This is a genomic window from Sphingopyxis sp. PET50, assembly GCF_025244705.1.
In the GTDB taxonomy this organism is placed as follows: Bacteria; Pseudomonadota; Alphaproteobacteria; order Sphingomonadales; family Sphingomonadaceae; genus Sphingopyxis.
The window spans coordinates 379,173-404,357 of sequence record NZ_CP104207.1 but is presented as its reverse complement, the minus strand read 5'-3'; the positions used below and the strand labels follow the sequence as shown (position 1 = coordinate 404,357).

Genomic DNA, 25,185 nt, shown 5'->3' with positions numbered 1-25,185 from the left:
GTCGGGAGACGATCTACCCTTTCCGGAACAGCGCCTCCGCGCTCATCTTGAAGGCGCCCGCGGCGTCGCGGTGTTTTCGGGTGCGCTCGATCTCGCTTTCCAGCACCGCGATACGGTCGTTCAGTTCGTCGACCGACAGCGGATCGAGCGGCTGTCGGGTCAGCGCCGCCAGCACATCGTCGCGGCGGCGGGGAAGGTCTTCGTCGTCCATCGCACCGGGCCTCCTCTTTATCGGCGGCGGACTGTTGACCCGCCGCCCCGCGCTGTCAATAAGCGCCCTGTGGGAAGCAGGGGGACAACAACGTGACCAGCGTGCCGGACAGCATGACCGCCATCGCCATAAGCGAGCCGGGCGGCCCCGAGGTTCTTGTCGCGGAGACGCGCGCGGTGCCGCAGCCGGGGCCAGGCGAGGTGCTGATCCGCGTTGTGGCCGCCGGGGTGAACCGCCCCGACGTGCTGCAGCGCATGGGTTTCTACCCGCCGCCGCCGGGGGCGTCCGACCTGCCGGGGCTGGAGATCGCCGGGACGATCGTCGCGGTTGGTCCGGGGGGCGACGCCGGGACCGTCGGCCAGGCGGCATGCGCGCTCGTCGCGGGCGGCGGCTATGCCGAATATTGCACCGCGCCGGCGGGAAGCTGCCTGCCGGTGCCGGCCGGATTTTCGATGGCCGAGGCGGCGGCGCTGCCGGAGACGGTCTTCACCGTGTGGCACAATCTGTTCGAGCGCGCCTGGGTGATGGAGGGCGAGACGGTGCTCGTCCATGGCGGCACCAGCGGCATCGGCACCACCGCGATCGGCCTGTGCGGGATTTTCGGGATCAAGGTGATCGTCACCTGCGGCAGCGCCGACAAATGCGCCGCCGCGACCGCGCTCGGCGCCGACCTGGCGGTCGACTATTCGAGCGAGGATTATGTCGAGGCGGTGAAGGCCTTCACCGGCGGGGCGGGCGTCAATGCGGTGCTCGACATGGTCGGCGGCGATTATCTGCCGCGCAACCTGGAATGCCTCGCCGAAGACGGACGCCACGTCACCATCGCCTTCCAGCGCGGCGCCAAGGCCGAGATCGATATCAGCCAGGTGATGCGCCGCCGCCTGACGCTGACCGGATCAACGCTGCGCGCGCGCAGCGCCGACTTCAAGGCGGCGCTCGCCGACGAGATTCACCGGACGCTGTGGCCGCGCCTGTCCGAAGGCGCGTGGAAGCCGGCGATGGACCGGGCCTTTCCGCTCGCCGAGGCAAGCGCCGCCCATGCGCGGATGCAGGCGGGCGCGCATGTCGGAAAGATCGTGCTGGCGGTGGAGTGAAGCCGGACGCAAACGGGGAACGGGTAGCCAGATCGTGATTGCCTTTGAATCAAGCACCCATGTGTCCCCGCGAAGGCGGGAACCCAGGCTTCGTCACTCAAAGCCGATCATGATCTGACCACCCCAGCACCGCAGCAGCCTAAAAACTCGCCCGCGCCGTGATCCGGATGTCGCGGCCAGCGAGCGGCACATAGTCCTTGGTAAAGCTCGCGTGACGACGGGCGTCGACGTCGAAGATATTGTTCGCGGCCAGCGTCAGCGACAGGTTCTTCGTGTCGGGCAGCGGGCGCCAGGTCAGCGACGCGTTGACCAGAGTGAAGCCCTTGGTCGGTGTCTCGAACGTCGTGACGCGGTTCTGATCGTCCGTCCATTCGACTTCGGCGCGCGCGTCGATGCGTTCGCCCTGCGCTTCGAGCCCGCCGAGCACGCGCAGCGGAGGGATGCGCGGCACGGCGCCGCCGCCCTTGATCTTCGCGCGCGTCATGTCGGCGGTGATATCGCCGACGATGTTGAACCCGCCAATCTGCGCGATGGGTGCGCTGCCCTCGAACTCGAAGCCATAGGTGCGCGCCTTGTCCTGCCGGAACTGGAACAGGGGAAGCTCGTCTTCGATCAGGCCGGTGTCGCTTTCATAGATAAAGCCGTCGAACCAGCTCGCATAGCCGGTCAAGGCGAGCGAATAGCCGTCGCGGTAGAATTTCAGCGAGGCTTCGCCGCCCCAGCTCGTTTCCTTGTCGAAATCGGGGTTGCCGCGTTCGAACGCCTGGGTTGCGGCATGCGGGCCGTCGGAGAGCAATTCCTCTGCCGAGGGTGCGCGCTCGCTGTGCGATACCGAGAAACTCGCCTTCACGCCATCGGCGAGCGCATAGCTGAACCCGCTCGGCGCCCGAGAAGGCATTGAACGAGCGGTCGAAGCCGATGCTGCTCGCCTTCACGTTCGATTTTTCATAGCGCAACGCGCCTTCGAGCGTCAGCGGCCCCATCTCCTTTTCCTGCAGCGTAAAGGCGGCGAGCCGGGTGGTTTCGTTCGGCGGCAAAAAGGCCTCGTCGCCAATCGCCGCAAAATCGCGGAAGCTGTACTGCACCCCGCTCGCGCCGCGCCAGCCGCCGCGATCGTTCTGCGCCAGCTCGGTGCGGAACTCGATGCCCTTGTTGAGGAAGGTGGTGCCGGGTACGCCGTCGTCGAACTCGGTATGGGCATAATCGCCATAAGCGCCGCGAACCCGCAGCTTTTCGAACAGGCCGTCGCCCAGTTCGACTTCGCCCCGCAGGTCGACACGATATTGGCGCGACGAAATCGTCGGTTCCTCGCCCAGGTCGGCGCGCGGCGGGATGCCATAGTCGCTTTCGAGATAGCCGAACGAAACGCCGAGCATGCCGCCGTCGTTGATATAGCTGGCGCCGATGCCGGCGCTCGTGCTCGTGCTCGCGCTGTTGGGAATGCGGCCGCGGCTGTTCGCCGCGCCGGTCAGCCGCGCGGCTTCGTCGGCATCGCCATCCGCGGCCGCATCGGCCGCGAGATCGAGCAGGTGCTGCCGCAAGGGCTGCGCATAGATCGGCCCGCCGGCGCGGACATTGTTCGAATCGCGGTAATTGCCATCGACATGGACCACGAACTGTTTGGTGAGCGCGACGTCGACCGAGGCGCCGATGCTCTTGTCGTCGGCGGCGCTGCCGTAGCTGGCGAGCGCGTCGATGTGAAAGGGCGTTTCGGGAATGCCGCGCGGAATGCGGCGGTCGAAGACATTGACCGCGCCGCCGATCGCCTGGCTCGAAAACAGCAGCACCGACGGGCCGCGCAATATCTCGATCCGCTCGGCGGTCAGCGGGTCGATGCTGACGCCATGATCGGCCGAGGTCGACGAAGCGTCGATCGCGCCGAGGCCGTCGACCAGCACGCTGACCCGCTCACCCGAAAAACCGCGCAGGATGGGGCGCGAGGCGCCGGGCGAGAAGCTGCTGGTCGACACGCCGGGCTGGCGGGTCAGGCTGTCGCCGATCTGCCCGCGAATGTCCTGCGCCAGCCTTTCGCCCTCGACGACCGACACATTGCCCAGAATGTCGAGGCTGCGGACATAGGGCGCGGTGACCACGATCGGTTCGTCGGTGTGAAAATCGTCGTCGCCGCTCTGGGGCGCCGCACTCTGCGCGAAGGCGGGAGTGGCGAGCAGAAAGGCAAGGGTCGAGACGGCGGAGCAAGGCAAGCGCATGAAAGGGAGTATCCTGTTTTCGTGGGCGACTGTCGCGGCGGCAGTAATGATATATTGTTACAATGGCAAGAGCCGGTTCCCGCCGTTCGTCGGCGCCAACGTGCAGTCCGTCGATGCGAGGGGGTGGGAGATGGGCGGTTGGGGCGGGATCGGCGGGGAGCCCAAGCTAGGCATGGTGCAAAAAAGGGCGGCCGACGACCGCCCTGTCGCCTATTTTAGGCGTTCATATCCTTTGCAAACCCGAGCGGTCTGTGGGGATCGGGATGGGAAGCGGACGTTGCCGATCCTCCCCGGCACGGGGAGGGGGACCAGCGAAGCTGGTGGAGGGGCACAGGCGGTTTGCCTTGCCGGTGAGGTCGTGCGCTACGGCTCCGTTGCAGAAATGAGGGCTTTACGGTCTGGCGTCGCGTATGCCTCCTGTGCCCCTCCACCACCCTTCGGGTGGTCCCCCTCCCCCGTTGGGGGAGGATCGCTTACGCCCGCTCCCGCCCGAAACCAGCCATTCCCGCCCCGCGTTTGCAAACAACATCATCGCCCTTTTTCCGGAACACTCCGGCCGGGCCGGGAAAAAGCCGCGATTATTCGGCGCGCGTCGGAATCCCGTCCATCAGCTGGTGCAGTTCACCCGCCTCCCACATCTCCATCATGATGTCGGAGCCGCCGATGAATTCGCCCTTCACATAGAGCTGGGGAATCGTCGGCCAGTCGGAATAATCCTTGATGCCCTGGCGGATTTCCATGTCCTGCAGCACATCGACGGTGTCATATTCGATGCCCAGGCGGTCGAGCATCGTGATCGCGCGCGACGAAAAGCCGCATTGCGGGAACAGCGGGGTGCCCTTCATGAACAGCAGGACGGGGTGGTCGGCGACCAGCTTGGCGATACGGTCATGGGTGGCGTCGGTCATGGTGCGTCTCCGGTGGGGCGCCAAACGCGCCGGCAAATCATCTGCTCCCTATGAAGGAACGCCGGTGGTCAATTGCAAGGCATGAAGTTCGCCGCCCATGCGCCCGCCGAGCGCGGCGTACACCGCCTTGTGCTGGGCGACGCGCGTCATCCCGCGAAAGGATTCGCTGACCACATGCGCCGCATAATGGTCGCCATCGCCCGCGAGGTCGGTGATCGTCACCGTCGCGCCGGGAAAGGCCGCGGCGATCATCGCCTGCAGATCGGCCTCGTGCATCGCCATCGGACGGGCCTTACTGCTTGTCCATGAACTGGCGGCGCGCCTCGACTGCCTTGTCGTTCAGCGCGGAGCGGATTTCGGCGTCGCTGATCTCGACCCCGGCCGCCGTGAGGTCGCCCGCCAGCTTGCGGATCACATCCTCGTCGCCCGCTTCCTCGAAATCGGCCTGGACCACCGCCTTGGCATAGGCGTCGGTCTCTTCGGGGGTCAGTCCCATGCGTTCGGCCGCCCATTCGCCGACCAGCCGGTTGCGGCGCGCGGTGATGCGGAACTGCACCTCCTGGTCGCGCGCGAACTGCGCTTCAAATGCTTTTTCGCGGTCGTCGAATGCGCTCATCATATCCTCTTGGGCTTGGAAACCGAGATTTGCAGATAGGTCGGGCGCGCGAGGCGCGCAAGCCGCCTGTGCCGCAGATCACTTCCCTTTTGCATGCGAAGGGTTTAGGGTCCGGCCCAACGGGATTTGGGTCGTACCGCAGTAACAATGACTGCGCCTTGCTAGGCAACGCGCCGGCGCGGCGCCCTCGCGCTTGTTTGGGGGATTGGGTACATGGCCGCTCGACGTCCGTTTTTCCTGTCGATTCTGGGGGTGCTGGCGGCCGCCGCACCCGCGGTGGCATCGGCACAGAGCAGCGACCCCACGCTGCGCGACAGCTTCGCGATCGGCGACAAGGGCGGATCGCTGTGCGAGGTCCAGGCGACGGTGCGCGATTCGGTCATCGAGGGAATGTTCGACCGCGCCTGGATGATCCTCTGCCGCGACGCGAGCCAGCCGGTCGGCTATGTCCGGATGCTCCGCGCCTCGCCCGCCGACGCGCAGGCGCGCATCGAGCGCGCGCGGGCGGGCACGATCGTCTGCACCGCTCCCGACCGCTGCGCCGTCAAGGACAGCGACGTTCAGTGGAACACCCGCATCGAGGGCGACGGCCGCTCCAGCTACGCGGTCGAGGGCTTTGCCGCCTATAATGACGCGCTGAACCTCGCGCTCGAATCGATCCGCCAGCGCAAGCTGGTCTCCGGCGTGATCAACGTCGCGACGACGTCGATCGGCGGCAACGACGGCTTTGCGCGCACCCTGGCGGGCACGATCGACGTCGACCGTGCCCTCGCCGAGGGCTATCGCCGCAATCACAGCGGCGACTATGCCGAGGCCGCCGAATTTTTCGAGGCGCTGTCGCGCCGCGCGCTCGAAGAGCAGTCGGCGGCCGACATCGACCCGACCGAATTCACCCTGAACCGCGCGCTGCAAAAGTCGAATCTCGGCGAATTCGCCGAAGCCGAGCGGCTGTTCGGCGAGGTCGAGGCGATCCCGACCACCGACCCGGTGCAGTTGCGTCTGCGCCGCAATTTCCGCGCGATCCATGCACTGAACCAGCGCGATTATCGCCGGCGCCGCCGACCTGCTCAACACGCCGATCCCGCCGCTGACCAGCGCGGTCACGGTCGAGGGCGATGCGGTGACGCTGACCCCCCAGATCGTCGCGGGCGTCAACAGCGGCAGCAATGCGCGCGCCATCCGCCAGACGTCGGACGACGAACGGCTGACCCCGCTCGAACGCGCACAGATCATCGACGCCCAGGCGGTCCATCTGCTCGGCACCGTCGAACGGCTGCGCGGCGAACCCGCGGCCGCCAAGGCGGCGCAGCTCAAGGGACTGGCCGACGCCATGGCGGTGCGCGAAGGCCGCGTGACCTCGATCGTACGGCTGCGCTCGCAGATGCTCGGCGAACTCGCGCTCGCCGAGGAAGCGGCGGGAGACAAGGAGGCGGCGGACGCGCGCTTCCTCGAATCGGTCAGCGCCCTGGCCGTCGAATATCCCGAAACCAATGCGCTGGCCTCGGCGCGGGCGCGCTACGCCGCCTTCCTGACCCGCCAGGGCCGCGACGACGAGGCGATGAAAATCTATCATGACGTCGTCGGGACGCTGGCGAATTCGCAGCGCTCGACGTCGGGCATGGCGAACATGATGGCGCCCTATTACCGCCTGCTCGCGGCGCGGGCCGCCGCCGACCCCGCCGCGGTCGCCGACTTCTTCGTCGCCAGCCAGCTCCAGGTCCGCCCCGGCGTCGCCGACACCCAGGCGGTGCTGGCGCGCGAATTATCGAGCGGCACCGAGGAAGGCTCGCGCCTGTTCCGCCAGGCGACGACGCTGAACCGCGATATCGAACGCGCGCGGATCGAGGATGCGCGGTTGGCGCAGATGATCGCATCGCCGGAAATCAACGCTTTGCGCGCCGACCTCAAGGTGCGGCTGGACAATCTGGGCTTCCAGCAGGCGGAGACCGTCGCCGCGCTCTCGGCCTATCCGCAATATCGCGTCGTCGCGCCGGGCAAGCTCGACCTCGCCGAACTGCAGCAGGTGCTGCGCGCCGACGAGGCCTATCTGAAGATGCTCGTTGTCGGCGATGCGGTCTATGCGATGCTGATCGACAACAAAGGGGCGCAGCTGTGGCGTTCGGACCTCAGCGCCGCGCAGCTCGACGCCGCGGTCGACAGCGTGCGCTCGACGATCTCGATCGTCGAGAACGGCCGCCGCGTGACCTATCCGTTCGACGCCGCGACGGCGCGCAGCCTCTATAGCAAACTGTTCGGCCCCGTTGCCGACCGCCTGCCGACGATTGCCAACATCATCTTCGAACCCGACGGCGCGATGCTGCGGTTGCCGATCAACCTGCTCATCACCTCCGACGCCGGTCTTGCCGCCTATGAGGCGAAGCTCGATGATCCCGAGGCCGACGCCTTCGACATGCGCGGCATCGCCTGGCTCGGGCGGACGACGCGGCCCAGCACCGCGGTGTCGGCGCTGTCGTTCCGCAACGCGCGCCAGGCGGCGCCGTCGAACGCCGCGAACCAGTATTTCGGGCTCGGCCAGAATCAGCCGGTCGGCCCCACCCTGCCCTCGCTCGGTACCCGCGCCGCCGCGGGCGGCGTCGACGACAGCTGCCACTGGGACCCGATCCAGTGGAACCGGCCGATCTCCGCCGACGAGCTCAACACCGCGCGCAGCGCGATGGGCGACCGCGCGGCGGCGCTGCTGACCGGCGGCGCCTTTACCGATACCGCGGTCAAGGCGCGCGCCGACCTCGATGACTATCGGATCATCCATTTCGCGACCCACGGGCTGGTCACCGCGCCGCGTCCGTCGTGCCCGGCGCGCCCGGCGCTCGTCACCTCGTTCGGCGACAGCGATTCGGACGGGCTGCTGACCTTTCAGGAAATCTACGACCTCAAGATCGACGCCGACCTCGTCATCCTGTCGGCGTGCGACACCGCGGGCGCCGCATCGGTCAGCGCGACGCGCGAGGCCGGCGTCGCCAGCGGCGGCGGCAATGCGCTCGACGGGCTGGTCCGCGCTTTCATTGGCGCCGGCGGCCGGTCGGTGATCGCCAGCCACTGGCCCGCGCCCGACGATTTCGACGCGACGAAGCGGCTGATCGGCGGCCTGTTCGCGGCGCGGCAGGGCGAAAGCGTCGCCGATGCGCTCTGGGCGACGCAGATGCGGCTGATGGACGAAAAACAGACCTCGCACCCCTATTACTGGGCGGGTTTCGCGATCATCGGCGATGGCGGCCAGGCGCTGCTCCACGGCGGCACCGCAACCGCCGCCGCGCCTAAAAAGGGGAAGGCCGACGGCCGCGCCGCCCGCTGATCCGATGAGCGAAGTTCCGACGACCGACACTGCGCCGGCGACCGAAGCCGCGAGCGAGAAGCGCGCCGCAGTGCCGCTGCGCAAGCAGCTGCGCCTAGCTGGTCACCCAGCTCGGCACGTCGCGGATGATCGCGACGCTGCTGTTCCTGGCCTTTGCAGTACTGATCGCCCGGCTGAGCTGGGGTATCCCGCTCGTCGGCGATGCCGAACGCGCGCTCTATGACGGCCGCGCGACGACGATGGCCGAGCATGTCGATCAGGATTCGCGCATCGTCATGATCACCTATACGGACGAAACGGTGTTCAACACCGGCATCCGGTCGCCGCTCGACCGGACCCTGTTGGCCAACGCCCTCGCCAATATCGACGCGATGGGCGCCAAGGCGATCGGCATCGACATTCTCTACGATGCGCCGCGTCCCGACGACGACGCGCTCAAAGCGCAATTGCGCGCGATGAAGACGCCGACCTGGCTCGCCTATCTGTCACAGTCGGACAATCCGACGACGATACAGTTCCAGCAGCAGCAATTCCTCGACCGCTTTCTGGCCGATGTCACGACGGCGAAGACCCGTCCGACGAGCGTGCGTTTCCGCGTTGATGAGGATGGCGTGATGCGCAACTGGCCCAACCGGCCGAAGGGGCTGCCGCCGCTGATGGCGAATGCGCTGGCGCCGGTCGACAGGGAATATGCGGATTATCAGGGGAATATCCGCTTCCGCCTGCCCGCGCGCGCCAATGCGAACGAGGAAGAAGGGGTCTTTCCCAATCTCCCGATCGACCTGTTCGGCGAGCCGATGGACGACGAGACCCGCGCCGGATTCGCCGAGATGGTGCGCGGCCGCTATGTGCTCATCGGCGCCGATATCGTCGATAACGATCTTTTCTCGATCCCCTTCTCGCGCCTGCCCGACCTGCAGACGGGCGAGCGCGAGCAGATGATCGGGCTGGAGGTCCACGCCCATATGCTGGCGCAGCAACTCGACGGCGCCTGGTCGAAACCGGTGCCCGGCTGGGCGCTGTGGGGGCTGGCGGTGCTCGTCGTACTCGCGGGCGGACTGACCAGCCTGATCGACCTGCTCGGCGCGCTGGGTGGTGCCGATCTTCATCGCGCAGCTGATCTTCTTCATCGCCTACCCCTTCTGGCTGCAGAAGATCGGGGTCGATACCACCGGCCTGCCCGCCTTCGGCCAATCGCTCGGCTGGCTGTTCGGCTATGCCGCGGTCGGCAGCGCGGCGCGCACCATCGGCTCGCACCAGCGCGCCTTCGCGCAATCGGCACTGGGCAAATATCTGCCCGCCGATGTCGCGGCGCAGATCATGCGCGACCCCGAACAACTGTCGCTGCACGGCGAACGCCGCAATATCTTCTGCGTGTTCACCGATCTCGAAGGCTTTACCAAGCTCAGCCATGCGACGACGCCGGAAACCGTGGCGCGCCTGCTCAACGAATATCTCGACCGGCTGTCCGACGTCGTCCTCGACCATGGCGGCACGATCGACAAATTCGTCGGCGACGCGGTCGTCGCTTTCTGGGGTGCGCCGCTCAGCCGCCCCGACGACGGGCAACAGGCCGCCGCCGCCGCGCTTGCCATGTATGAGGCGGGCGAGAAGTTCCGCGTCGATCTCGCGGCCGAGGACGTCCCGCCGCTCGGCATGACGCGCGTCGGGCTGCACGTCGGCGATGCGATCGTCGGCAATTTCGGGGGCGAGGGCCGCATCCAATATACCGCGCTCGGCGACAGCATGAACACCGCCTCGCGGCTCGAGGCGGCGAACAAGAGCCTGAAGACCGGCGTGCTGATCTCGGCCGAGGCCGAATCGCGCGCCGGGCGCGACGACCTGGTGCCGATGGGCCGGGTGACGCTGCGCGGCCGCGCCCAGCCGGTCGACACCTTCACCCCGCGCCCCGATCTCAGCCCCGAACAACGGGCAAAAATAGCGGAAATGGTTGCGGCGCACGCGTCAGGCGATAAAAATCTCTATGTGACCTGCGCCACAGCGCTGGGCGAACAATTCAGTCAGGATACATCCATCCTGTTCTTAATAGAACGATTGAACGTGACCGAGAGTGGAGAAAGCTATGTCCTATCCTGAGTTCCGCATGCGCCGAGCTGGGATTGGCCGCAACCGCAGCCTTTGCCGCGATGGCGCTGACCGGCGTCGCCGCGGCGCAGTCGATGGTCGTCCGCTCGACCGGCCCGTCGGCAGCGAAATATCCGACCGGGACCAAGTTCAAGGCGGGCGACCGCCTGACGCTGGTCGCGGGCGACAAGGTCGTGCTGATGCAGGGCGGCAAGACGCGGACGCTGTCGGGCGAAGGCACCTTCAACGCCAACGCGACCGTCGTCGCCAGCCAGTCGATGGGCCAGACCGTCACCCGCATGATCGCCAAGCGCCCGCCGACGCAGACGCGCGGCGGGGCATCGCGCGGGAAGGACGAAACGCCGCCAGACGAGACGCGCGCGCCGAACCTGTGGCTGCTCGACTATCGCGAAGGCGGCACCTTCTGCGTCGCCGACCCGGCCGCGCTGCTGCTGTGGCGCCCGAATGCCGACGCGGCGACGACGGTGACCGTGACCGGCAGCCGGCGCCAGCGGCAAGGTCGAGCTCGCCAAGGACAGCTGGTTCCGCAAATGGTCGAGCGAATGTCCCGCTGCAATATGACGTCGACTACAGCTTTTCGGGCGGCGGGCTGGCGGCGCCGGTGACGGTGCGCTTCACGCCGCTCGAGGCGCTGCCCGAGACCCCCGACGCCTCGTACGAGATGCTGTCGGGCAAGGGTTGCTCGTCGCAAGTGGAACGTCTGGTCGACGCGATGGCGCAGGCCGAAACCGAATCCGCAACGGGATGAAGCGAGCCGGGCGGCCATTGAAACCGCCCGGCCCATCTGGTAGCAAGCATTTGAAAAGCTGCCGTCCGAGCGGCAAGTCCTTTCCTTGGGTCGAAAGTTCGCGTGGTGGTCCTGACCGCCACGCCTGAAGAATTTGACGTGCGGCAGCGGCGCCGCGCGTGGTCGAACGCAAGGGGTGGTGATGACCGTTTGGGGCTTGAAGGGACAGTCGCGCGTGGCCGGGGGACACGGCCGCGCGATCGGGCGAATCCTGTCGACATCGGGACTGGTCATCGCCGCGCTGCCGGTCGCCGCGCAGGCGCAGGTTGCGACACCGCAAATCCCGACCCGCGAGGAAATCCAGCGCCCGGCACCGCCCGCGGCCCCGCCCCCGAACGAACAGATCGTCGCCGCCGACGACGCGATCGAGCGGGCGCCCTGCCCGCTCGCTAACCCCGAATTCGCCAATGTCCGGATCACGCTGCGCGGCGTCGAATTTTCGAGCGTCGAGGGCATCGACCCCGCGATGCTGGCGCCAGCCTGGTCCGATCGCGTCGGCCAGGACCTGCCGATTTCGGTGGTCTGCGACATCCGCGACCGCGCCGCGACGATGCTGCGTTCGCAGGGCTATCTGGCCGCGGTGCGCGTGCCGCCACAGACGATCGGCGACGGCATCGTCAAGCTCGACATCCTCGCCGCGCGGATGAGCCGCATCGAGGTCCGTGGCGACGCCGGCGCCAACGAGAAGCTGCTCCAGCGCTATCTCGCCCATCTCGAAGACCAGCCGGTGTTCAACATCGTCGACGCCGAACGCTATCTGCTGCTCGCGCGCGACATTCCCGGCCTCTCGGCGCGCCTGACGCTGCGCCCCGGCGCGGTGCCCGGCGAAGTCGTCGGCGAAGTGACGGTCGACCGCACCGCCGCGATCCTCGACTTCAACGTCCAGAATTTCGGGTCGAAGGACGTCGGCCGCTGGGGCGGCATCGCCCGCGCGCGCGTCTTCGGCCTGACCGGCATGGGCGACATGACCACGGTCAGCTTCTATTCGACCCCCGACTTCGACGAACAGAATGTCGCGCAGATCGCACATGAATTCCGCGTCGGCGACGAGGGGCTGAAATTCGGCGCCAGCTATACCTATGCCTGGACCCGGCCGAGCGTCGCGGCGCTGCCGATCAAGTCCGAAACCCAGATCGTCAGCCTGTTCGCCTCTTATCCGCTGGTGCTGACGCAGGCGCGCCGCCTGACCATCGGCGGCGGGCTCGACCTGATCGACCAGGACATCGCGCTCGGCGGCGTGCCGATCAACCGCGACCGGCTGCGCGTCTTCAACCTGCGCGCCGACGGCACCTGGGTCGATCCCGCATCGGTCGCGGGACGCGGCGGTTACAGCCCGGCCGAGCCGCGCTGGTATCTGGGCGCGTCGGTCGAAGCGCGGCAGGGCGTCAATTTCCTGGGTGCCAGCGACGATTGCGGCCCCACCGGCGCCACCTGTTTCCTGCCCGGCGCGATCCCGCTGACCCGCGTCGAGGGCAAGCCCGACGCCTTCCTCGTCCGGGCCAACGCGCTTGCCGAATGGCGTCCGGTCAAGAATTTCACCTTCTCGCTCGCCCCGCGCGCGCAATGGGCGAGCGATCCCCTGCTCGCCTATGAGGAATTTTCGGGCGGCAACTTCACCGTCGGCCGCGGTTTCGACCCCGGCACGGTGATCGGCGACAGCGGTGTCGCGGTGTCGGTCGAGGCGCGCTACGGCTCGCTGGTCCCCGCCAACACGCAGAGCGGCGCGCTCCAGCCCTTCGTCTTTTTCGACGCCGCCTGGGTATGGAACAAGGACCTCGCCTTCGCGGGGCTCAATCCGCAGAAACTTTATTCGGCGGGCGGCGGCGTCCGCCTCGCCTATGGCGATGTCGGCCAGCTCGACCTGACCGTCGCGGTGCCGCTCAACCGCGCCGGCTTTCTGGCGCAGAAGCCCGACCCGCGCTTCTTGGTCAATTTTACTACCCAGTTCGGCGTGAAGGCGCGCTGACATGAATTTTGCATCGAGGACTTCCGCCATGCGTATGACTGTCCCCACCGCCTCCGCCCGCAAGGGCAAACAGCGCCTGCTGACCAGTTGCGCGATCGCGGCGGGGATGGCCGCCCTCGCGCTCGGCGGCCCTGCGCTGGCGCAGGTTCAGGGCACCGGTCAAGTCGTCGCCAGCCCCGGCCTCGGCACCGCGACGATCGTCAACAACCCGCCCGCCAAACCGAACACGACGCAGGTCGTGACCAACGGCAACCAGACGATCATCAACTGGACTCCGACCGATACCGCCGCGACGGGCGCGCCGATCGACTTCCTGCCCGCCCTCAACACGCTCGAATATTATGGCGCCGGCAATTATACCGTGCTCAACCGTTTCGTCGCGATCGATCCGCTTTCGGGCCTGCCGATCCCGATCAGCCGCCAGATCGCGCTGAACGGCACCGTCAATTCCTACATCGGCTCGCCCGCGGCGGGCGCGGGCGCGGTCCAGGGCGGCAATATCTGGTTCTACAACGCCGCAGCGGCATCCTGATCGGCCAGAATGCGGTGATCAACGTCGGCAGCCTGGTGCTGACCGCGAACGACATCGACACCAACGGCGGCCTGTTCGGCCCGGGCGGCGAAATCCGCTTTCGCGGCGCCTCGGGCAGCACCTCGGCGGTCGAAATCGCGGGGGGAGCGTTCATCAGCGCCGCCAATCCCGGCAATCCGGGCAGCAGCTATATCGCGCTCGTCGCGCCGCGTGTCGCGCAGGCGGGCATCATTGATGTCGACGGATCTGCGGCGCTCGTCGCCGCCGAACAGGCCGACATCACGATCAACAACGGCCTGTTCGACATCAATGTCACCGTCGGTGCGGAGGGTGGCGACGTCATCACCCACACCGGCACCACCGGCGGCCCGTCGCACGAGCAGGACGACGCCGACCAGAGCCGCGTCTACCTCGTCGCAATTCCCAAGAACGACGCGGTCACCATGCTGGTGTCGGGCCAGATCGGCTATCAGGATGCCGCGGTCGCCCAGACCGACCCCGATGGCGCGGTGGTGCTGTCGGCGGGCTATAATATCCAGGGCGGCGCGCTCGCGGCCGCACCGGTGAACACGACCGCCGCGAACATCTCTGTCAGCGACACGATTTTCCAGAGCAGCGTCACCGCGCGCGCCAGCGGCGCTTTCGTCGGCGCCCCGCGCTTCAGCCTGCCGACCGGCGGACCGGTGACCGCCCCGCCGCCGCCGCAAAACGGGCGCATCGTCGTCCAGGGGAATGCCACCTTCATCGGCGACGCCAGCGCGACGCTGAACGTCGGGCCGAACCAGCTTGTCGGCGCGATCGGCAACATGATCGTGCAATCGAACGGCACCGGCGGGACGCCGGGGAGCGCGACCGTCAATGTCACCGGCGGGACGCTCGCGGTGCTCGGCAGTCTGGGCATCGCATCGAACGGCGTCGCCGATGCGGTGACCGGCGACAGCACCGGCGGCACGGCCGAACTCAACATCAGCGGCGGCCAGGTCGTCGCCGGCGGCAATGTGATCGTCCAGGCCCAGGGGACCGGCGGCCTCGACGTCGATGGCAACGGCGGCGACGGAACCGGCGGCACCGCCACCCTGACCGTCGAAACCGGCGGATCGCTGACCGCCGACACGATCAGCGTGTCGGCGAGCGGGCGCGGCGGCGGCCTTACCTCCAGCCCGCTGGGCGAGGTCACCGTGGCCGACATCGGCGGCAACGGCCAGGGCGGCACCGCGACGCTGGTGGCGCAGAACGGCGGCAGCATCACCGCCAGCAATGCGATCAACGTCAGCGCGACCGGCAGCGGCGCCACGGGGAATCTACAGTCAGGCAGCGGAACCGGCGGCACGGCCACCTTGCGGATCCTGACCGGCGGCACGACCGTTACCACGCCGTCGACGACGGTGGACGCCAGCGGGACCGGCGGCGGCTCCATTTCCCTACCGATCGTCGGTACCTTTCCGTCGGCGAATGGCGGCGACGGCGATGGCGGTACTGCCGAACTCGAATATGCGACCGACTTTTCCTCGCCCTCGTCGCTCGGCGCCGTCACCCTGGCGGCGGCCGGCACCGGCGGCGGCGCAAACGGCGCGGATGCCACGGGCGGCAATGCGACCGGCGGCGATGTCATCATCGGCGCGACCGCGGGCAATCTGACCGTCGATTCGCTGACGCTGAACGCCGGCGCGACCAGCGGCGGCGCCAGCGATACGGCCGGATCGAACGCCACATCGGGCAATGCGACCGGCGGCACGATCGACATGAGCGCCGGCAATGGCGCAACGCTGGGCGTCACCGGGACCGCGGTCGCCGACGCGAGGGCGATCGCCGCCGTCGCCGATAATGTCGGCAGCTCGACGGGCGGCGATATCGCGGTCAGCGCGACCGGCGGCGGCACGGTAAACGTCGGCGCGGACTTCCAGATCACCGCAACGGGGGGTCAGCTGGTCAGCACCTTGCTACAGACGGTGGGTACGAGCACCGGCGGCGATATCGACCTGACCGCCGACGGCGGCACCATTTCGGTGGGCGCCATCATGGCCGAGGCCAATGCGAACACCAACAATGTCGCGGGCGCCGACGGCGGCGCGCAGGGCGGCACGATCGACGTGCGCGCGTCGAACAATGGCGTGTTCACGACGGTCGACCAGTCCGCCGTCAACGAATTGAGTACCGACGCAATCGCAGGCTCTTCGGCGGGCGGCACCGACGCCACGGGCGGCACGATCCAGCTCATCGCCGATGGCGGCACGATCGATTTCCAGGGCGGCAGCTCCTTTTCGGCAGGCGGCAGGGCCGGCGGAGACAACGCGCTCACGGCCTCCAATGTCACGGTCGGACGCGGCGGTTCGATTCTGGTCCAGTTACTGCCGAGCGCCGGCGACACGAGCGTGATCAGTTTCACCGACGCGCTGATGGCGTCCGACGGCAGCGCTGGCACCGCAATGGAGGGCAGCGGCTCGCAGTCCGGCGCGGCCAGAGGAAATGGCGGCGGCGTCACCATCGACGTCCAGGCCAGGCACGCTGACCGCCAACAGCATCGCCGCCTCCGCTTCGGGCTTCGGGGGCTCGGTGCAGGGTCAGGGCAGCGAGGGCCGTGGCGGCACGGCGACCTTCACCCAGTCCGGCGGGACGGCGAACGTCAACGCGCTGATGGTCGCCGCGGACGGCTTTGGCGGAGCGGCTCCCGGCCCGGGCAAGTCGGGCCCCGGGTTCGGCGGCGATGCGGTCATCAACCTGAACAGCGGCGCGATCGACGCCCAATCGCTCACCGCCAGCGCGTCCGGCATCGGCGGCTTCGGCGCCGGGGGCGACGACCTCGATCCGCTGGCCCCGACCGTTCCGGGCGCGGGCGGCGACGCGCAGGGCGGCAACGCGACAATCACGATCCTCGGCGACGCGACGGTGACGGTGCAGAGCCTTTCGGCCATCGCCACCGGCGAAGGCGGCGCGGGCGGCGATTTCGTTTCGCTGTTGGGCGGCAACGCCGATGGCGGCACGGGCGGCGATGCCACCGGCGGCAACGCCAATATCGTGCTGGCCAGCGGCGTCATGACCATCGGCGACGTGACCGCCGACGCGTCGGGCGTGGGCGGCAGCGGCGGCAGCCTGTTCCTCAGCAGCAGCGGACCCGTCGCCGCCGCGTCGGGCGGCAACGGCGGATCGGGCCAGGGCGGCATCGCGCTGATTTCGACCTTCACCGACACCGCCGAGCGTGACCGGCACGATCGGCAGCTTCGCCGCGGGCCTTGGCGGCGATGGCGGCAGCAACAGCCTCGGCGGCGACGGCGGGACCGGCACCGGCGGCGACGCGACGGTCCAGATCGACGCGATCGACACCACGCTCACCGCCGTTCTTGCCGACGCGGGCGCATTCGGCGGCAATGGCGGCTTCGGCAATGGCGGCCCGGCGGGGAACGGCGGCGCCGCCGGCGCGGGCAATGCGACGATCGTGCAGACCGGCGGCACGCTGACCGCGACGACCATCGGCGCGTCGGCCGTCGCGTCGGGCGGGTCCGGCCAGACCGGCGGCAATGCCGCCGGCGGCCGCGCCACGGTCAATCTGTTCGGCGGCACGCTGGCCGCGACCAGCATCACCGCCGCCGCGGCGGGCATCGGCGGGATAGGCGCGACGGGCAACGACAATGACCCCGCGAATCCGGCCGATGGCGGCGACGGCGGCGACGGCCAGGGGGGCACCGCGCTGATCGACCTCGACGGCACCGCGACGGTAACAGCAACCACGGTAGGCGCCTTTTCCTCCGGCATGGGCGGCGACGGCGGCGGTTATTTCGCGTTCAACGGCGTCGTCGGCGACACGGGCCGGGGCGGCAATGGCATTGGCGGCGACGCGATCGTTCGGCTGACCGCGGGCGACCTGTCGACCGGCGACGTCACCGCCGATGCGCTCGGCCTGGGCGGCAATGGCGGGAATTTCTCCAGCGCGACCTCCGGCCCGCCGCTGACCGGTATCGGAACGGGCGGCGACGGCGGCACCGGTCGCGGCGGCAATGCTTCGATCGAATTCACGACCGCGATCGGTGCGGCCGGCACCGTCGCCAGCTACTCCAACGGCCAGGGCGGCACGGGCGGCAGCAATAGCGTCGGCGGCCAGGGCGGCGCCGGGATCGGCGGCACGGCGCAGGCCGTCATCGACAATATCGACGCGGGGGCGCTCGGCGTCCTGCTCGATTCGAGCGCGACCGGCGGCGACGGCGGCATCGGCCTCGACGGCGCGGGCGGCCAGGGCGGCCTTGGCGCCGGCGGCATCTCGCTCGTCGACGTTCGCGGTCCCGACGGATACGCGCTGGTCACCGATGCGAACTTCGAGGCGACGGGCATCGGCGGTACGGGCGGTAACGCCTTTGCGCGTCCGGGCGGCGACCGGATCTTCGGCCCTTCGGGGGGCAATGGCGGCGATGGGGTCGGCGGCACGGTCCGGATTCTCGTCACCGACGGCGCGGCGGATCTGGGCGTCGGGCGCCTGGGCACGAGCGGGCTCCGCAGCAACGGCGTGGCCGGTGACGGCGGTCGCGGCGCCGACAATTTCGGCTCGACGACACTCCCCGGGACGCGACGGCATTCTCGGCACGATGGACGACATCGTGGTGGACTTCGTCGGCGGCGACGGCGGCATCGCGGGCGCCGGGATCGGCGGCACGGTCCAGCTGACCACGATCGGCGGCACGATCGGCTCGCTCGGCGCGCCGGTGTCCCTGTCGGCGAACGGCCAGTCGGGCAACGGCGGCGACGGCGGCGACGGCACCGGCGGAGCCGACGGTGGCGGCTCGGGTTTCGCCGATCAGGGCGGCACCGTCATCCTCGAAGCGCGCAGTTCGCCAGCGAGCACCGGCGCGATCAGCTTCGGCGACACCAATATCAATGCCGACGGCTCCATCGCCGGCCGGATCGAGCTGATCGCCGAGGGCGACATCAGCATGGCCAGCCTGACCGCGAGCGCGACGGGCTTCGCCAACCAGACCAACAACGACACCGACCTCGCGCCCGCGGGCATCTTCCTGGGCATCAACGACGGCGGCCTCATACAGACCGACGGCGCGGTGTCGCTGACCACGGGCAGCTCGGTCGGCGTCTATGCGCAGGGCAGCGGCCAGCTCAACGTCGGCGGCGACCTGACCGTCACGGTCGACGACCAGGTCGATATCCGCCACGATTTCCGCGACGGCACCGCGCCGACGATCCAGACCGGCGGCAGCGCCAACTTCACCGCGGTCAATTCGATCCGCAGCGCGCCGGGCAGCCTTGTCAGCGCGGGCACCAGCCTGTTCATGAACGCCACCGGCCTCAACAGCGCGATCGACGTCGACTCGCTCGATGCCCAGACGCTGACCTTGCTGCTGGCGACCGAGGGCCGGATCAACGTCTATGGCACGACGACCAGCGGCGACGACCTGACCGCCAATGCGGGCGGCGAAGTGGCGATCAACGACGCGGCCGCCGGCGACGACATCAGCCTGATCGGCGGCACGGTGGTGGCGGGCACGCTGAACACCGACGGCTCGGGGCTCGATTCCGAAGTCGACGGCAGCAACATCTTCATCGGCACCGCAGGCGCCGCGACGGTCGAGCATGCCGAAGCCGACAATGATTTCATCGCCGACGTCGGCAGCTTCGCGACCGGACTCAACTCGATCATCACCGGCGGCGACATCATCATCACCTCGCCGGGCGCGGTCGATCTCGGCAATTCGACCGCGGGCGGCTTCGTGTCGGTCGACGGCGAATCGATCGCCTTCAACATCATCGACGCGGGCACGACGATCGGCCTCAACGCGACCGGCACCGCGCCGGGGGCCGAGGGCATCCTGGGCAACAACATCATCGCGGGCGGCGACGTCACGCTGACCGGCAACACGATCCGGATCAACGACAGCGCGGTCACTTCGGCCTCGCTGTTCGCCAACGCTACCGGCGGCGACGCCAATCTGTCGGCGACCACCGACGGCAATATCGCGATCTTCGCCGACGGCAATATCGGCGGCGCCTTCCTGGCGGGCGGCAACATCAACCTGAACGCGACCGGCGACATCACCGCGCAGGCGACGGCGACCGGGGGCTATACGGACACCAGCGGTATCGGGGCGGAAGGCTATGTCTTCGTCGATGCCAATGGCACGGCCAGCATCCTCGCGGGCAGCGGCGCGGCGACGATGTTCGGGGTCCGCGCGGGAACCAACGCGAGCGTCGACGGCGCCACCGTGGGCGAGGATCTCTATGTCCTGGCCGGCAACACCGCGACCGTCACCAATTCGGCCGCGGGCGACGACCTGATCGTGAGCGGCACTTGCTGCGTCATCGTCGACAATGTCTCGACCACGGGTCTCGGCAACGACACGCGATCGATCGGTTACAACGACAATCCCAGCGCGATGACCGGCTTCGGCATCTTCACCTCGCCCGGCAATGGATCGAACATCGTCCTGACCGCCTCGGCGGGCACCATCGACGCCAACGACGCTGACGCCTTCGACAATCTGACCGCGACCGCCAGCGATGTCGTGCGCTCGACGGGGACGCTGCGGTCGGGCCTCGTGACGACAATCACCGGCAGCGCGCTCGACCTCGAATCGGTTGCCGCGGGCACCGACATCCTCCTGACTTCGACCAGCGGCGGGATCACCGCGATCGGCGCGCTATCCGCGGGGCATGACCTGACGATCAGCTCCGCCGCCGACGGCGTCCTTGGCGATCTGGCGGCCGGCGACGATATCCGCATCACCGCCAGCGGTGATGTCGCCATCGGCTCGATCCTGACCACCGCAGGGGGCCTCGACAATGAAGCCGACTTCTCGGGCGCCTATGTCGATACCCCCGGCAGCATCACGATCACGGGGACGACCAACACTGCAGGCCAGACGCGTCTGACCGCGGGCGGTACGGTCGATACCGGCCCGATCACCGCCGATTTCACCTTCATCGACGCGGCCGGCGCGGTCAACGTCACCGGCGATATCACCAGTGGCGGCATGTATGTCGAGGGCAGCAGCGTCGCCATGCGGAACGGGTTCGGCAATTCCGGCCAGATCGTGCTGCGCGCGACCGACGGCGACGTCACGGTCGACGGCACGGTGACCACCCTCGCCTCGCTCGAGGTGGAGGCGCCGGGCGCGATCAGCATCACCGGAACGGCGAACGGCGGCAACTATGTCCAGATGACCGGCGGGTCGATCGCCGCCGCCGATATCAGCTCCAACTCGTTCGTCTTCCTGACCTCGACCGCCGGAGCGATCAATGCGACCGGCACGATCAGCGCCGAGCACCGACGTGATTCTCGACGCCGCGACGGGCGGCACCTTCAATGCGCTGGTCGCGGGCGACGACGTCTCGATCACCGCGGGCGGCAATGTGACGATCGCGTCGATTACCGCCGACGGCAGCAATCCGCAGGGCGAGGAGATCGGCAGCAACGTGTCGGGCACCGTCGCGGGCACGCTGACCGTCACCGGCAGCACTTTCGCCAATGACGACGTCAATTTCAACGCGCTCGGCATTTCGCTGCAGGACGTCGAGGCGGGCGGTTCGCTGACCGCGACGACCACCGGTGGACCGCTGACGCTGACCAGCGCCGATGTCGGCGGCGATATCGCGCTCACCTCGGCGCGCGATGTCGTCGCGACCGGCACGCTCCAGTCGGGTCTGACCACCAGCGTCAGGGGCCGGAACCTCGACCTGCAGTCGGTCATCGCCGACACCGACGTCGACCTGACCGCGACGGTCGGCAACATCGTCACGGGCGGCGACGTCAGCGGTGTCAACGTCACCTTTTCCGCGAACGGCGACATCACGCACGACAACGACAGCCTGCTGAGCGCCGACAATATCCTGACACTGACCGCCGCAGCGGCAATATCGACGTCGGCAACGCCAGTTCGGGCGACAATATGGTCTTCGATGCGGTCGGCGCAATCGCCGCCAACGCGCTGACCTCGGGGCGCAATATCTCGCTCGAGGCCGGCGAGACGGTGAACCTGACGGGCAATGCCGACGTCACGGGCATCTTCCGCATCCAGGCGGGCGATATCGAGCTCAACGGCATCGACATCGACGCCGCGACGGTCGGCTTCCTCGCGACGACCGGCGGCATCCACGCCACCGGCACGCTCGACATCAACGGTCCGGTCACGATCGAAGCGGCAGGCGCGGTCGACATGACCGGCGACATCCTGGCGCCGAGCGTGATCGACATCCGCGGTGCATCGGTCGCTCTCGGCAATGTGACGGGCGGCAGCGTCGTCGGCATCGCCGCGACCAACGGGGCGGTCAATTCGGACGGCACGATCAGCGCGGGCAGCGACCTGTTCATCTCGACGACCGACGGCGGCACGTTCGACACGCTGCTTGCGGGCGACGACATCGGCATCACCGGCAGCGGCGATATCCGCGTCGCGCTGATGGACGCGACCGGCAGCAATCCGCAGGGTGAGGAAATCGGCAGCAATGTCGGCATCGACATCGACGGCAATGTCGTCGTCGGGCATGGTGAAGCGGCAGGCGACTATATCGTCAACGCCACCAGCTTCACCACCGGGCTCAATTCGATCATCGCCGACGGCAATATCGAGATCACGACCAGCGGCGCATCGAACCTCGGCAATTCGACCGCGGGCGGCCATATCGAGGTCGATGCGCAGTCGATCGCCTTCAACACACTCGACGCCGGCGACTATGTCAATCTGAACGCCAACGGCACCGCGACCGGCGCCGAAGGCATCGATGGCGCGGCGATCGTCGCTGCGAGCGACGTCATTCTGATCGGCAACAGCATCACGGTGGGCAACATCGACGCCGGCGGGCTGCTCTCCGCCTTCGGCAGCGGCGGCGACGTCGCGATCGGCACCGCGGTTGCGGCGAGCAATATCGGCGTGATCGCCGCCGACGATATCGGCGGCGGCTATGCGGCCGACGGCGATATCGAGATGAGCGCCGACGGCATCATCGCGGTCACCGCCAATGCCGCGGGCGGCGCGCCCGACCCGAGCAACGGCGACGCGAACACCGCCGGCAATGCCTATTTCGACGCCGGCGGCAACGTCGTCCTGACCGACAGCAGCGGCGCGGGCATGGTCGGCGTCAGGGCCGGCGGATCGGCGACGCTGACCGGCGTCACCGCGGGCGAGGACATGCTGGTGCTGGCGGGCACGACCGCGGCGCTGTCGGACGTGACCGCGGGCGACGACCTCGATGTCGTCGCGGCGGGCGATGTGACCGCGTCGAACGTCGCCGCCACCGGCGCCGGCCTCGACGGCTTCCTGCTCCGCTATACCGCCGCAAGCGGCTTCACCATCGGTCAGGGCGAAGGCGTCTCTTCGCTCGACGGCGCCGATATCGACATCCGCTCGTCGGGCGGCGCGATCGCCGCGAACGGACTCAGCGCGGGCGACGACATCTTCCTCACCGCGGCGACGTCGCTCGACGTCGATGGCGCCGAAACGCTGGGCCTCGGCCAGACCGGCGGCGACAGCAGCATCCGCACGCAGAGCGCCGACGCGACGCTGGCCGGGCTCGACGCCTTCAGCGACGTTGCCGTCTCCGCATCGGGCGCGGTCGGGGTCGCAGGCCCGGTCGCCGCCGGGCGCGACGTCACGATCGACGCGGGGTCGGTGAATGTCGCGACGCTGACGACGGTCGTCGGCGGCAACACCCTGCTGGTCGATTCGATCGCCGCGGGCCGCGACATCGACATCGCCGCCGGCGATGCGATCGACGCCGGCGCGCTGCGCGCTGGCCGCGACCTGTCGCTGACCGCGGGAACGACGGTCAACGTCCTGCAGGCGGTCAGCGGCGCGGGCGGCACGCTGTCGCTTTCGGGCGCGCTGGGCGTGACCGGCGACAGCGTCATCAGCGGCGGCGCGACCAATCTGACGAGCGACGCCGGGCTCATCCAGATCGCCAATCTCTCGTCGGCGGGACCGGTCGCGGCGAGCGCCGACGCCATCCAGATTGCGGGACCGGGATCGCTGATCTTCAGCCAGCTCGACGCCGACGCCGGCGATGCGTCGGTCACCGCCAGCGGCAATCTGGCGGTGACCAGCGGCTTCGTTGCCGGAACCGCGACGCTTCGTTCGACGAACGGCGACCTCGCCGTGACGCAGCTTCAGGCCGCCGATGTCCGGCTCGACGCCGACGACGACATGACGCTCGGCACCGTCACCGCCGACGCGACGCTCATCGGCGAGGCGGGCGGCGTGCTGACCGTCAACGGCGGCGTCACAGGCCGGCAGATGGCGCTGGGGTCGAGCGACATCGTCATCGACTCGAACGGCCGCCTCGGCACCGGCGGCACAACCGAAATCCTCGACATCCGCAACACGTCGAACACCCGCGTGACCTTCATCGGCGGCACCGGCACGCGCGATGGCTACCATATCGACCAGACCGAAATGACGCGGCTGTTCGGCAACGACATCACGATCTTCGCGCCGAAGGTCGACGAGAATCTGGGCGGCTTCGTCGCGGCGGCGCCGGGCGCCCTGCCCGTCCCGATCGCCAGCATCGGCAGCAGCGAGCAGCCCGACGTTGTCATCGACGATTTCACGATGACCGCGGGCGGATCGACTGCGAACCTCGGCGCGAGCGGATCGCTGACCATCGCGACGCCCGGCAAGGCGCGCGTGATCGGCGACGTGTCGCTGACCGGCATGTCCGACGGCAACAGCCTCAACATCTTCGCCGACGACGCGCTGGAGGTCATCCTGGGCGAAGGGACGATCAAGCTGACCGGCAGCGGCACGGCGCTGGGCGGGATGCTGAACCTTCAGTCGGACGACGTGATCGTCGCGACGGCCGGCGCGATCGCCGACGTCGGCAGCGCGACCGGCATCGACGCGATCGACGACCGGCTGGCGCAGAACGACGGCATCCTCCTGGACGAGGGGGCGCTGGCGGCGGGCGGCATCGACGTCAGTGTCGTCGGCGGCTTCTATGTCCAGAACAGCGGCGCCGGCGACCGCTTCGCGCAGCGCCGCGGGCTGACCTTCGGTCCGCTCGGGCTCAATGTGAATGTCGAGGGCTCTGCTACACGCATCGTCATCAATGGCGTCCACCTCGGCTCGTCGGGCCAGGTCACCGGCCTCGACGCGATCCCGCTGCTGTCGATCGACGGCTTTGTGATCGGCAGCGGCCCGCTCGCGGGCAGCGGCCTCGCCTTCGATTCGGGATCGACGATGAACGGCTGCCTGATCGTCAGTTCGACGACCTGCGCCTTCCTCGAATTCGAAAGCTCCTTCCCGGTCCAGGACGTCATCCGCGACCGGGAAGACGATGGGGAAGAGGGCGACGACGCCGAGGGCATGGGCCTGCCGATCCCCCTGATCACGATGCGCAGCCTCGACCCGCTCACCGGCCAGCCGCTGCTCGACGATCCGGTGACCGGCGCGGGCAACGACGATCTGTGGACGCCGCCGAGCGAATAAGCGTTTCGGTTGACGGGAAACCCCGGCG

Annotated in this window: 18 protein-coding genes and 2 pseudogenes; 13 read left to right on the top strand and 7 right to left on the bottom strand. The window is 68.5% G+C overall.

What is annotated here, in order from left to right:
• Positions 1 to 13 precede the first annotated feature (13 nt).
• Complete coding sequence (locus N0A20_RS02200; protein WP_260582397.1) at positions 14 to 211, bottom strand: DUF1192 domain-containing protein; 198 nt, start codon at positions 209 to 211, stop codon at positions 14 to 16.
• A 92-nt stretch (positions 212 to 303) separates the two neighbouring features.
• Here N0A20_RS02200 and N0A20_RS02195 point away from each other — a divergent pair, with 92 nt between their 5' ends.
• A complete protein-coding gene (locus N0A20_RS02195) occupies positions 304 to 1,305 on the top strand; it encodes an NAD(P)H-quinone oxidoreductase (protein ID WP_260582396.1) in 1,002 nt (333 codons plus the stop codon).
• Between the two features lie 139 nt (positions 1,306 to 1,444).
• Here N0A20_RS02195 and N0A20_RS02190 read toward each other — a convergent pair whose 3' ends face one another.
• The 5 genes and pseudogenes from N0A20_RS02190 to N0A20_RS02170 form a co-directional block, all read right to left on the bottom strand.
• Positions 1,445 to 2,203, bottom strand: a complete 759-nt coding sequence (locus N0A20_RS02190) for a TonB-dependent receptor (RefSeq protein ID WP_260582395.1) — start codon at positions 2,201 to 2,203, stop codon at positions 1,445 to 1,447.
• A gap of 913 nt (positions 2,204 to 3,116) precedes the next feature.
• A pseudogene (locus N0A20_RS02185) lies at positions 3,117 to 3,515 on the bottom strand (TonB-dependent receptor plug domain-containing protein); the annotation flags it as partial.
• A 578-nt stretch (positions 3,516 to 4,093) separates the two neighbouring features.
• The gene (gene grxD, locus N0A20_RS02180; RefSeq protein WP_260582394.1) at positions 4,094 to 4,423 is read right to left on the bottom strand and encodes a Grx4 family monothiol glutaredoxin; all 330 of its coding nucleotides are present in this window, start codon (positions 4,421 to 4,423) and stop codon (positions 4,094 to 4,096) included.
• A 48-nt stretch (positions 4,424 to 4,471) separates the two neighbouring features.
• Positions 4,472 to 4,705: a BolA family transcriptional regulator gene (locus N0A20_RS02175; protein ID WP_260582393.1), complete on the bottom strand. Its 234-nt coding sequence runs from the start codon at positions 4,703 to 4,705 to the stop codon at positions 4,472 to 4,474.
• Positions 4,706 to 4,715: 10 nt separating this feature from the next.
• On the bottom strand, positions 4,716 to 5,039 hold the full coding sequence (locus N0A20_RS02170; protein ID WP_260582392.1) for a DUF1476 domain-containing protein: 324 nt from the start codon (positions 5,037 to 5,039) through the stop codon (positions 4,716 to 4,718).
• Between the two features lie 213 nt (positions 5,040 to 5,252).
• Here N0A20_RS02170 and N0A20_RS02165 point away from each other — a divergent pair, with 213 nt between their 5' ends.
• The 9 genes and pseudogenes from N0A20_RS02165 to N0A20_RS02125 all read left to right on the top strand — a co-directional run bounded on the left by N0A20_RS02165 (position 5,253) and on the right by N0A20_RS02125 (position 16,943).
• Positions 5,253 to 6,614, top strand: coding sequence for a hypothetical protein (locus tag N0A20_RS02165; RefSeq protein WP_260582391.1), 1,362 nt, complete (start codon positions 5,253 to 5,255; stop codon positions 6,612 to 6,614).
• Positions 6,598 to 8,352 (top strand): CHAT domain-containing protein, encoded by a 1,755-nt coding sequence (locus tag N0A20_RS02160; RefSeq protein WP_312846628.1) that lies wholly within the window; start codon positions 6,598 to 6,600, stop codon positions 8,350 to 8,352. Before N0A20_RS02165 ends, N0A20_RS02160 begins: the two co-directional genes overlap by 17 nt.
• Before the next feature lie 125 nt (positions 8,353 to 8,477).
• Positions 8,478 to 9,344: pseudogene (locus N0A20_RS02155) on the top strand (CHASE2 domain-containing protein); the annotation flags it as partial.
• A 103-nt stretch (positions 9,345 to 9,447) separates the two neighbouring features.
• Positions 9,448 to 10,449, top strand: a complete 1,002-nt coding sequence (locus tag N0A20_RS02150; protein ID WP_260582390.1) for an adenylate/guanylate cyclase domain-containing protein — start codon at positions 9,448 to 9,450, stop codon at positions 10,447 to 10,449.
• Between the two features lie 23 nt (positions 10,450 to 10,472).
• Positions 10,473 to 11,063: a hypothetical protein gene (locus N0A20_RS02145; RefSeq protein ID WP_260582389.1), complete on the top strand. Its 591-nt coding sequence runs from the start codon at positions 10,473 to 10,475 to the stop codon at positions 11,061 to 11,063.
• Positions 11,060 to 11,206 (top strand): hypothetical protein, encoded by a 147-nt coding sequence (locus N0A20_RS02140; RefSeq protein WP_260582388.1) that lies wholly within the window; start codon positions 11,060 to 11,062, stop codon positions 11,204 to 11,206. Before N0A20_RS02145 ends, N0A20_RS02140 begins: the two co-directional genes overlap by 4 nt.
• A gap of 181 nt (positions 11,207 to 11,387) precedes the next feature.
• Entirely contained in the window at positions 11,388 to 13,211 is a 1,824-nt protein-coding gene (locus N0A20_RS02135) for a ShlB/FhaC/HecB family hemolysin secretion/activation protein (protein WP_260582387.1), read from the top strand.
• 28 nt (positions 13,212 to 13,239) lie between these two features.
• Positions 13,240 to 13,743, top strand: a complete 504-nt coding sequence (locus N0A20_RS02130) for a hypothetical protein (protein ID WP_260582386.1) — start codon at positions 13,240 to 13,242, stop codon at positions 13,741 to 13,743.
• A gap of 14 nt (positions 13,744 to 13,757) precedes the next feature.
• Complete coding sequence (locus tag N0A20_RS02125; protein WP_260582385.1) at positions 13,758 to 16,943, top strand: beta strand repeat-containing protein; 3,186 nt, start codon at positions 13,758 to 13,760, stop codon at positions 16,941 to 16,943.
• On the opposite strand, the gene N0A20_RS02120 is transcribed toward N0A20_RS02125, so the two are convergent.
• A complete protein-coding gene (locus N0A20_RS02120; RefSeq protein ID WP_260582384.1) occupies positions 16,922 to 18,412 on the bottom strand; it encodes a hypothetical protein in 1,491 nt (496 codons plus the stop codon). The genes N0A20_RS02125 and N0A20_RS02120 overlap by 22 nt on opposite strands.
• On the opposite strand from N0A20_RS02120, the gene N0A20_RS02115 reads away from it, so the two are divergent.
• The 3 genes from N0A20_RS02115 to N0A20_RS02105 are packed head-to-tail and all read left to right on the top strand — an operon-like array spanning position 18,330 to position 25,157.
• Complete coding sequence (locus N0A20_RS02115) at positions 18,330 to 21,209, top strand: hypothetical protein (protein ID WP_260582383.1); 2,880 nt, start codon at positions 18,330 to 18,332, stop codon at positions 21,207 to 21,209. The two genes, N0A20_RS02120 and N0A20_RS02115, sit on opposite strands and share 83 nt — an antisense overlap.
• Positions 21,091 to 21,669: a hypothetical protein gene (locus tag N0A20_RS02110; protein WP_260582382.1), complete on the top strand. Its 579-nt coding sequence runs from the start codon at positions 21,091 to 21,093 to the stop codon at positions 21,667 to 21,669. The genes N0A20_RS02115 and N0A20_RS02110 overlap by 119 nt, the downstream gene beginning before the upstream one ends.
• Positions 21,627 to 25,157, top strand: a complete 3,531-nt coding sequence (locus N0A20_RS02105; RefSeq protein ID WP_260582381.1) for a beta strand repeat-containing protein — start codon at positions 21,627 to 21,629, stop codon at positions 25,155 to 25,157. Before N0A20_RS02110 ends, N0A20_RS02105 begins: the two co-directional genes overlap by 43 nt.
• Positions 25,158 to 25,185 lie beyond the last annotated feature (28 nt).